The organism is Novosphingobium sp. (assembly GCF_041915465.1).
In the GTDB taxonomy this organism is placed as follows: domain Bacteria; phylum Pseudomonadota; class Alphaproteobacteria; order Sphingomonadales; family Sphingomonadaceae; genus Novosphingobium.
Genome location: NZ_JAYSBK010000122.1, coordinates 1 through 8,157 on the forward strand (window position 1 = coordinate 1; position 8,157 = coordinate 8,157).

At 61.6% G+C, this 8,157-nt stretch carries 7 protein-coding genes; 2 read left to right on the forward strand and 5 right to left on the reverse strand.

Annotated features, from left to right (window positions below; translation table 11 throughout):
- The coding region (locus tag ACE3SN_RS15100) for an integrase core domain-containing protein (protein ID WP_374531390.1) at window positions 1-270 on the forward strand (270 nt) is incomplete at its 5' end.
- Here ACE3SN_RS15100 and ACE3SN_RS15105 read toward each other — a convergent pair.
- The 5 genes from ACE3SN_RS15105 to ACE3SN_RS15125 form a co-directional block, all read right to left on the reverse strand.
- Window positions 215-1,072 carry an SDR family NAD(P)-dependent oxidoreductase gene (locus ACE3SN_RS15105; RefSeq protein ID WP_374531392.1) on the reverse strand — a complete coding sequence of 286 codons (858 nt, stop codon included), beginning with the start codon at window positions 1,070-1,072 and terminating at the stop codon, window positions 215-217. The genes ACE3SN_RS15100 and ACE3SN_RS15105 overlap by 56 nt on opposite strands.
- Before the next feature lie 529 nt (window positions 1,073-1,601).
- Window positions 1,602-2,342 (reverse strand): IS21-like element helper ATPase IstB, encoded by a 741-nt coding sequence (gene istB / locus ACE3SN_RS15110; protein ID WP_374531394.1) that lies wholly within the window; start codon window positions 2,340-2,342, stop codon window positions 1,602-1,604.
- 11 nt (window positions 2,343-2,353) lie between these two features.
- Entirely contained in the window at window positions 2,354-3,880 is a 1,527-nt protein-coding gene (gene istA / locus ACE3SN_RS15115) for an IS21 family transposase (RefSeq protein WP_374531396.1), read from the reverse strand.
- 245 nt (window positions 3,881-4,125) lie between these two features.
- The gene (locus ACE3SN_RS15120; protein WP_022675527.1) at window positions 4,126-5,388 is read right to left on the reverse strand and encodes a type II toxin-antitoxin system HipA family toxin; all 1,263 of its coding nucleotides are present in this window, start codon (window positions 5,386-5,388) and stop codon (window positions 4,126-4,128) included.
- Window positions 5,385-5,708, reverse strand: coding sequence for a helix-turn-helix domain-containing protein (locus ACE3SN_RS15125; protein ID WP_022675526.1), 324 nt, complete (start codon window positions 5,706-5,708; stop codon window positions 5,385-5,387). The genes ACE3SN_RS15120 and ACE3SN_RS15125 overlap by 4 nt, the downstream gene beginning before the upstream one ends.
- Before the next feature lie 204 nt (window positions 5,709-5,912).
- Here ACE3SN_RS15125 and ACE3SN_RS15130 point away from each other — a divergent pair, with 204 nt between their 5' ends.
- Complete coding sequence (locus ACE3SN_RS15130) at window positions 5,913-8,105, forward strand: strawberry notch-like NTP hydrolase domain-containing protein (RefSeq protein WP_374531399.1); 2,193 nt, start codon at window positions 5,913-5,915, stop codon at window positions 8,103-8,105.
- Window positions 8,106-8,157 lie beyond the last annotated feature (52 nt).

Consider the following 8,157-nt stretch of genomic DNA (forward strand, 5'->3'; position numbering starts at 1 on the left):
CCCCAAACCCAGGGCAAGATCGAGCGCTGGCACCAGACCCTGAAAAACCGCATCTTGCTGGAAAACTACTTCCTGCCCGGCGACCTCGAAGCCCACATCGAGACCTTCGTCGAGCACTACAATCACCAGCGATACCACGAGAGCCTGGCCAACGTGACGCCTGCCGACGCCTACTTCGGCAGGGCTCCGGCAATCATCAAACTGCGCGAAAGGATCAAGCGACAGACCATCGATCATCGGCGCTTGCAGCACCGCAAGTTCGCCGCCTAACATCAACCCCCTGACGAGGTCCGCACTCCGCTAATCTACGCCGCGAGTTGTGCCGAATGTTCTGACGACGGACAGTGTAGGTCGAGGCACGAGAGGCAAGGAAGAGGGCAACGCCTGCTATTTCTTCCGGTTCACCCACTCGGCCGAGCGGGTTCGACGCGCGGATCGCCTCGCCATGTTCCGATAGTGTCGCAGCCATCATCCGCGTCGCAAATGGGCCAGGGGCGATGGCGTTCACCAGGATACGTTCGGGGGCGAGGCGCTTCGCGAGATGCCGCGTCAGCATAATGCATCCAGCCTTAGATGCAGAGTAGGCATAGGTCTCCAGCGCCGGTGGCCGTAGGCCATTGACGGATGCCACGTTGATGATGCGCGCATAATCCGGTGCAGCCGCCGCTTCCCGCAAAGGAGCGAGCAGCGCCTGCGCAAGGAAGAACACCGCTTTTAGGTTCAGGTCCACGACCTTATCCCACCCAGCTTCAGAATAGTTGTCGAGATCTTCGCCCCAGGTGGCGCCGGCATTGTTGATGAGTATATCAAGCCGAGGTTCCTTGGCGCGATAGTCGCTGGCTAGTTGCCTCACGCCGGCCATGGTCCCAACATCAGCGGGCAATGCGTAGCACTTGCCGTTTCGGCTCAGCTCAGCTGCTAGCGAATTGCAAACCTCGGCTTTGCGAGAAGAGATGTAGACCTTCGCTCCGTTGTCGACGAAGGCGCGTGCGATCATTTCGCCTATCCCGGCTGATCCGCCGGTAATCAGCACCCTTTTGCCTTTAACCTCAAATATTTGCTCGACATTCATGGCGTGCACACCTCCCTTCCACGGTGGTGGCATCAGAAAATCCTGACGCCCATAATCAATTATTATCGATTATAAGCGTCTTGTGAATAGCGATCCAACTGATATCGCCCGACCGATCGCAAACCCTGTCACTAGTTTGTTGCCTGTAGGGCGTGACTTCTGAATGCGCACCTTTGCGGTCTCCCTGCAGTCGTGCATTCGTTGGCATAGCGATAAGCGTCAACGGCGTCTGCATCGCGGAACAAGCGGCGGCCTTCTGCTAGTGCGCTGAACCGGCGAACGACCAAGTTTTATCGCTCAAAGCTGATGACTTGCTTCGACACATTCTGTCGGCAGCATCTGACAGAAGCAGACGTTCGCTTTTGCTGATCTGAGTGACTAGGTCTGGGTCGGAACCTGCCTCAGCGGTGCGGATTCCGATGATCGCGCGCATGTATTCCGATCTGATGCCGCGCAGCGTTCCGATTTGATCGCGCGCAGGTAGAGCACCTGATCGTTGGTATCTATTCGCACTATGGTTTGGCGTTGGTCAAGCGGCGGCACGCTGAGCCAGGCGGCGCATGGATTCCCCCTCGAGTTCGAGCCTGTGGGCGTTGTGGACGAGACGATCGAGGATGGCATCGGCGTAGGTGGGATCGCCGATGAGATCGAACCAGCGCGCGATGGGAAGCTGGCTTGTGACCAGCGTTGAACGCCGACCATAGCGATCCTCGAGGATCTCCAGCAGATGATGGCGGGCATTGCCATCGAGCGGCTCAAGACCCCAGTCATCAAGGATGAGCAGGTCCATGCGGGCCAGGCTCTTCATCCGCGCAGCAATGCGGCCATCACCCTTTGCCAGCGACAGCTCATCGATCAGCCGCGGCAGCCGCGTGTAAAGGACCGACCGATTGTCACGGCAGGCCTGATGCCCGATGGCGCAGGCCAGCCAGCTTTTACCGACCCCTGCTGGCCCGATGATCGCGCAGTTTTCATGGGCACCGATCCAGTTGCCCTTGAGCAGCATCTCGAACAGCCGCCGGTCAAGCCCGCGTGTGCTGCGATAATCAACATCCTCAGGCACGGCATGATGGCGTAGTTTTGCCTGACGCAGCCGCAGGGCAAGGCGGCGGTCATTTCGCCATGTCGTCTCATGATCAAGCAACAGCGCCAACCATTCCGCATGGCTCAGGCTGGCGGCCTCGCCATTGCCATCGAGGTCGGCAAAGGCATGAGCCATGCCCGTCAGGCCAAGCTGGTTCAACTGATCAAGTGTAGGGTGTTTGAGCATCCTTGCTCCTTTCAGTGGTAGTATTGAGAGCCCCGGATATTGTCGTGCAGGATCGGCTCGCGCTCCGGGGCTTTGGACACGGGCACCTTGTCGAGCCCCTTTTCGAGGATCGATTTTACAGACGGATAATTGCGCGCGCCGATCTCCAGCGCGCGAAGCGCAGCCGCTTCAAGGCGCTCAGCGCCAAAACGCTTGCCCAGGCCAATGATCCCCAGGCACGAACGGTAGCCTTGCTCGGGATGCGGCCGGTCCTCGATGATGCGCTCCATCAGCAGCGACAGCATCGGGCCGATCCGGCCCGCCTCCTCCTGGATCTTTGCCGGTGTCCAGTCGAGATAGCGCCGGTGGCTCGACGGCATGTGCTCGGGCACGGTCGTGTGCCGACCATTGCCACTGCCGCGCATGTGCACCGCGATCCGCTCGCCGCCGAGGAAGATCTCCACGGTCCGGGCGGTGTAACGCGCCTCGACCTCCCGGCGCGCGTAGCGGTGCGGCACGGAGTAATGATGCTGCTCGACCGCGATATGGTAATCGAGCCCGACCCGGCAGCGCTTCCATTGCGCATGGACCCACGGCTCAGCCGGTAGCGGCTTCAGGTTCGGAGCATCGATCTCCTCGAACAGCTGTCGGCGCGTTCGGCCGAACTGGCGCAGCACACGGCGCTCATTCAGATCAGCAAGGCACTCGGTAATGGCAGTATTGAGCTCGGCCAGACTGTAAAAGATGCAATTGCGCAGACGGCCCAGCACCCAGCGCTCGACGATCCTGACACAGGCCTCAACCTTCGCCTTGTCCTTGGGCCTCCTCGGCCGCGCCGGCAGCACTGCCGTCCCGTAATGCCGAGCCATGTCCGTGTAGCTGCGGTTGATCATCGGATCGAAGTGGCAGGCCTTGATCACCGCGACCTTGGCATTGTCGGGAACCAGCAGCTGCGGCACCCCGCCGAAGAAGGCAAAGGCAGCATTGTGGGCCTCGGCCCAGTCGGCAAATTGCTCGGTCCAGGTCGCACACGCAAACGACAGGCTTGAGCCGCCCAGAACAGCGACGAACAAGTGCGCATCGCGGATCTCGCCGGTCCTGCGATCCACCACCACCGGCACCGTGTCGCCAGCGTAGTCAACGAACAGCTTCTCGCCGCCAGCATGGCTCTGGCGCATCACCAACGGCAGCCGGCCTTCCCAGCGCCGGAACAGGTCACACCATCGGCTGTAGCGATAGCCGTCAGGGTTCGCCGCGTAGTACTCCTCCCACAGGATCTGCAGCGTCACGTGCTTGCGCTTCAACTCACGCGCCACCACCGCCCAGTCGGGCTCCGGCAACTTGCGGCGCCCGGGCTTTACCCCTGGCACGCCGTAGAGCCGGGACTCCAGGTCGCTGTCCGTCATCTCAGGCTGCACCGGCCAAGTCAGCCCCGACCGACTGAACCGCCGAAGCGTATCCCGGACCGTCGTCGATCCGACCCCGACCCGCTCGCCAACTACCCGCGTCGAAAGCCCGCAGTCCAGGCTCAGACGCAAAATCTCGCGCACATGGCGCATCGCAACTCTCCTCGTCGGCATGCATTCCTCCAACCGCTGTCCGGCCGAAAGAATGCTCCAACGATCAGGTGAGCCTAACCTCAAACTGCGCGCCATCACCTCGGAATGCTGCGCGGATAATTCTCGGAACGCTGCGCGCCATCACCTCGGAACACCGCGCGCGATCAAATCGGAACACCGCGCGCGATCACCTCGGAATCCGCACTCAGCGGGGCACTGTCGGCTTTCGGTTAGCCAAGCCACCCTCAACCAAACTCTTGCGCCACCAGACCTAAACCCTCTGACACCGGAGCCATAGATATCCCGACCCCCGCGTCACGCGCATATGACGTCCAGTCGGAAAGCGCTGCACGCACGTCGTCTACGATGGAAGCCGTGCGCTTCGGCGAAACCCCATGGACCTTTGCGAGCTTCTCGACATGCTCGCGGGTTATGGTGCGGCCTTCGCCCAACACAGCCATGTAGTGCTCGCCGCCGGGACCGTTCGAGAAGGTGAGGTCGAAGGCCGGCGCGAGCCGCCAGTTCCCTTGGTCGTCCATCAGGTAGGCGTGCTGGCGAACATGGTCGTCACGGTTTCGCGCAAGCACGTTGAAGACCATGCGCCGGAAGGCCTGCTCGACGTCTGCCATGCTGTGGGTGATGGCCAAGGTCGCCTTCAGGAACCCGTCGTAGTCGACGCTGGGCATATGCGGCGACGCTTCAAGCGCTCCGCCGAGGCTGACCATGTGTAGCCGCTTGCCCGGTGCCAGTCGATCGAAGCGCCTTGTCGCGAAATGACCTGGACCGTTCGCCGACGGGATCAATCGCGTCTCTGCCATAACAATCCCTGCGGCGCGTGCCATCCGGGCGTAGGCCTCCTCCAATGGCCCGATATCGGCAGGGTCATTGGTCGCTGCAAACTTGACGATCCATTCCGCACCCGCGTTCTCGCTTCCCACTGCTGCGAGCTCGTCTCCGGCGGAAAGCTTGCCGTCTGCGTCGATCGCCACGTGAACTTTCGGCCGTGCTCCGCCTGAGCCGCCGCCCAGGCGTGCCAGCAGCGCTTCGAGCTCTGTCTCCTCGCCGAGCAGAACCTGGCGGGATTCATCAGCCAGAGCATCGAGATCGATGGTAAATGAAGCTTCGAACCCAAGCGTTTCGGGCTGGAAGACGAGGGCACCTCGACCCCTTGTGCCCACGAGGGCGAGCCGGTCGACCGCATCAAGGTCTTCGAACCGGTGACCCATCCTTTGAAGGCGCCGCTTCAACAGCAGCATGCCCCAGGCGTCGGGCAGGCAGTCCGACAGGAAACCGTGGAGGCCCTCGAACATTCGGCTGCGGGCAGGGTGCAGGCCGGGCTCAGCTGGATAGTGAAGCGGAGATATCCGAAGGCGCGCAGCGATGACCTCTGCCGACCATTCGAGCTGAGCCAGGCCCCCATCCATCGCCAGCCTGCCGACAGAACGCGGCGCTGCAGTCTCGTCGGTCAGCAGTCCAATCGCCAAAGGCGTTCCCGGAGCCAGCTTCATGACCCAATTCCGCCTGAGCGCCCGCTGGCACGCTGGCGCTGCCGCTTGGCTGCCTGGCGCTGCTGTGCAAGCAGTTCATCCATGCTGGTCGCCGGAACTTGAGGAAACAGCGCGACGATGCCCTCATCGCAGCGCAGTGCAATGGCAGCGCGAACAAGGTCTTCGATGGACGCCCTGCCTTCGGTCTCCATCCGCCGCCATGTTCTATGGGCCACGCCTGCTTTGGCAGCTGCCGCTTGCTGGGTAAGATCGAGGGCCAGGCGGCGGGCCTTGATCCGCATACCGAGGTGCGTCAGCTGATCTTGTAGAGTGAATAGCATTGGCCATATATGGCCGATATTCTACCTTTGGTCAAATTAATGGCCATATTTGGCCTACGAATCTCTCTTGCCGTGAGGCTGAAATCTCGGCCGCTTTTCCTAGCTGGACCTTGGTCTGCGCCCTTAGCGCAATTCCAGGCTTCGCGCTGTCGGGGCAGAAGGGGAGGGGGATGCTCTGATGCGCATCAGCATCAGGAGCAGCGCATGACCGATCTCTTCACCCAGTTCGACACCCGCCTTGATCAGGCCATCGATGAAATCGCGCAGGAGCTTGCCGGTGGATCGCTGACCAAGATGTCGCTCTTCGACGCAATGAAGCGCCTCTACGGTGGAAGTTCGGCTGAAGGTCGCTGGGCACAGCGCGATGCTTATGACCTCCTCGAAGCAGGGATGACCCGCCATCTGCTAGGCTTATCCCGTCCGGTGCGCCTGGACGACATCACCGCCCTGAGCCTTCTGGTTGAGCAACTGCCAACCCATACGGTCAGGAGCGAAGACCAGATTCGGTTTCAACAGTTCTCCACGCCCGCCGATCTTGCGGCACTCGCGACTGTCCTTGCGCAGCCCCGGCCAGACGACATCGTGCTGGAGCCGAGTGCGGGACATGGTGCGCTCGTGGCCAGCCTGCCGACAGTCAGACAGCTACACCTCAATGAGCTTGATCCCAAACGCCGTGAGAAACTCGCTCTGCTGTTCAAACATGCCAAGCTTACCGGGATCGACGGTGCGATGCTGGCTTCCGCGCTGGATCCTTCGCTGCGCCCCAGCCTGATTCTCATGAACCCCCCGTTCTCCCGTTCGGAGGGAAGGGGCGTCGATCAATTCGCTGCTGTCCGCCATCTGCGCGCCGCGCTCGGTCGATTGGCTCCTGGCGGCAGACTTGTCGCTATCATGCCGGACTGGTTCACCACCAGCGCTAGGCTCTCGAAAATCTATGACCAGACGTTCGAGAACTGCACGGTGCAAACAGCTTGCCGCCTTGCCAGGTGCTACCACAAGCAGGGGACCAGCGTGCCGGTTCGCCTCTACGTGATCGACAAGGTTCCCGGAAACATACGTTCCGCAATCCTCGCTCGATCGACTGTCGCCGAGATTGCCGAGGCAGTCACAGTCGTAAAGCGGGCAGCTTGCGACCCTTCAGCAATCTCCACACGGCAGCAGACCAAGCCCGGCACGCTTTTCAAGGCGATGCGCACAAGTGCAAAGCCGCCTGCGGCTAAGCCGCGCGTAATCGAAGCGCCATCGATATCGCCGCTTGTTTTTCGCAGCCTGGCAACGCCGCGCCCTCTGGGCGAGCAGGCCGGTGTCTATCTGCCCTACCGCCCGAGCCGGATCGACATCGATGGTGCAAAGGCGCACCCGACCCCGCTGGTGGAAAGTGTGGCCATGGGCTCCATACCAGCGCCGGTACCGGAATATTGCCCCAGCCTGCAGGGCCGCATCCTCAAAGAAAGCCTGCTTTCGGAAGCGCAGCTCGAGACGGTGATCTATGCCGGCAATGCCTGGCAGCAGTATCTGCCGGGCCTGTTCGTCCCGGCTGACGAAGGTGTCGCTCTCACTCTGGCCGAAGACGGACACAGCTACCGCAAGGGCTACTTCCTCGGTGATGGCACTGGCGCGGGCAAAGGCCGACAGATTGCCGCCTGCATTCTAGACAACTGGCTAGCCGGACGCCGCAAGGCGATCTGGGTATCCAAGAACGAGAGCCTGCTCGAAGATGCGCGCCGGGATTGGAGCGCGATCGGCGGGATGACTGCCGACATTCAACCGCTCTCCAGCTGGAAAATCGATCAGCCAGTGCCGTTCCGCGAGGGGATCCTCTTCGTCACGTACCCGACGCTGCGCAGTCAGAGGCAGGATGCGACCCGCCTGAAGCAATTGCTGGACTGGGCCGGGGCGGATTTCGAAGGTGTCATCGCCTTTGATGAGAGCCACGAAATGGGCGGGGTGGCAGGAGGCGAGGGCGCCCGCGGGAGCAAATCAGGTTCCCAGCAGGGCATCGCCGGCGTCATGCTCCAGAACCATCTGCCCAAGGCCCGCGTGCTCTATGCCTCGGCGACCGGGGCCTCTGAAGTCAACAATCTCGCCTATGCGGTTCGGCTCGGCCTTTGGGGACCAGGAACGGCGTTTGCCAACCGCGAGGATTTCATCAGCCAGATCAGGGCAGGTGGCATCGCTGCGATGGAGCTGGTGTCGCGCGACCTTAAGGCCCTTGGGCTTTACCAGGCACGGGCGCTGAGCTTTGCCGGGGTCGAGTACGAAATCCTCAAGCACGACCTGACGGCCCAGCAGATCGCTGTCTACGACACCTATGCGGATGCTTGGGCGATCTTATGCGCAGCTGCGCATAAGACCTGTTATCGCGAGGAAGCGGTAATGCGAAGGAACGCGGCTTAGGCGCGGGATTCCTAGGGCGCGGCACGAAGTTGCTGCGCATTATTTTGATTGC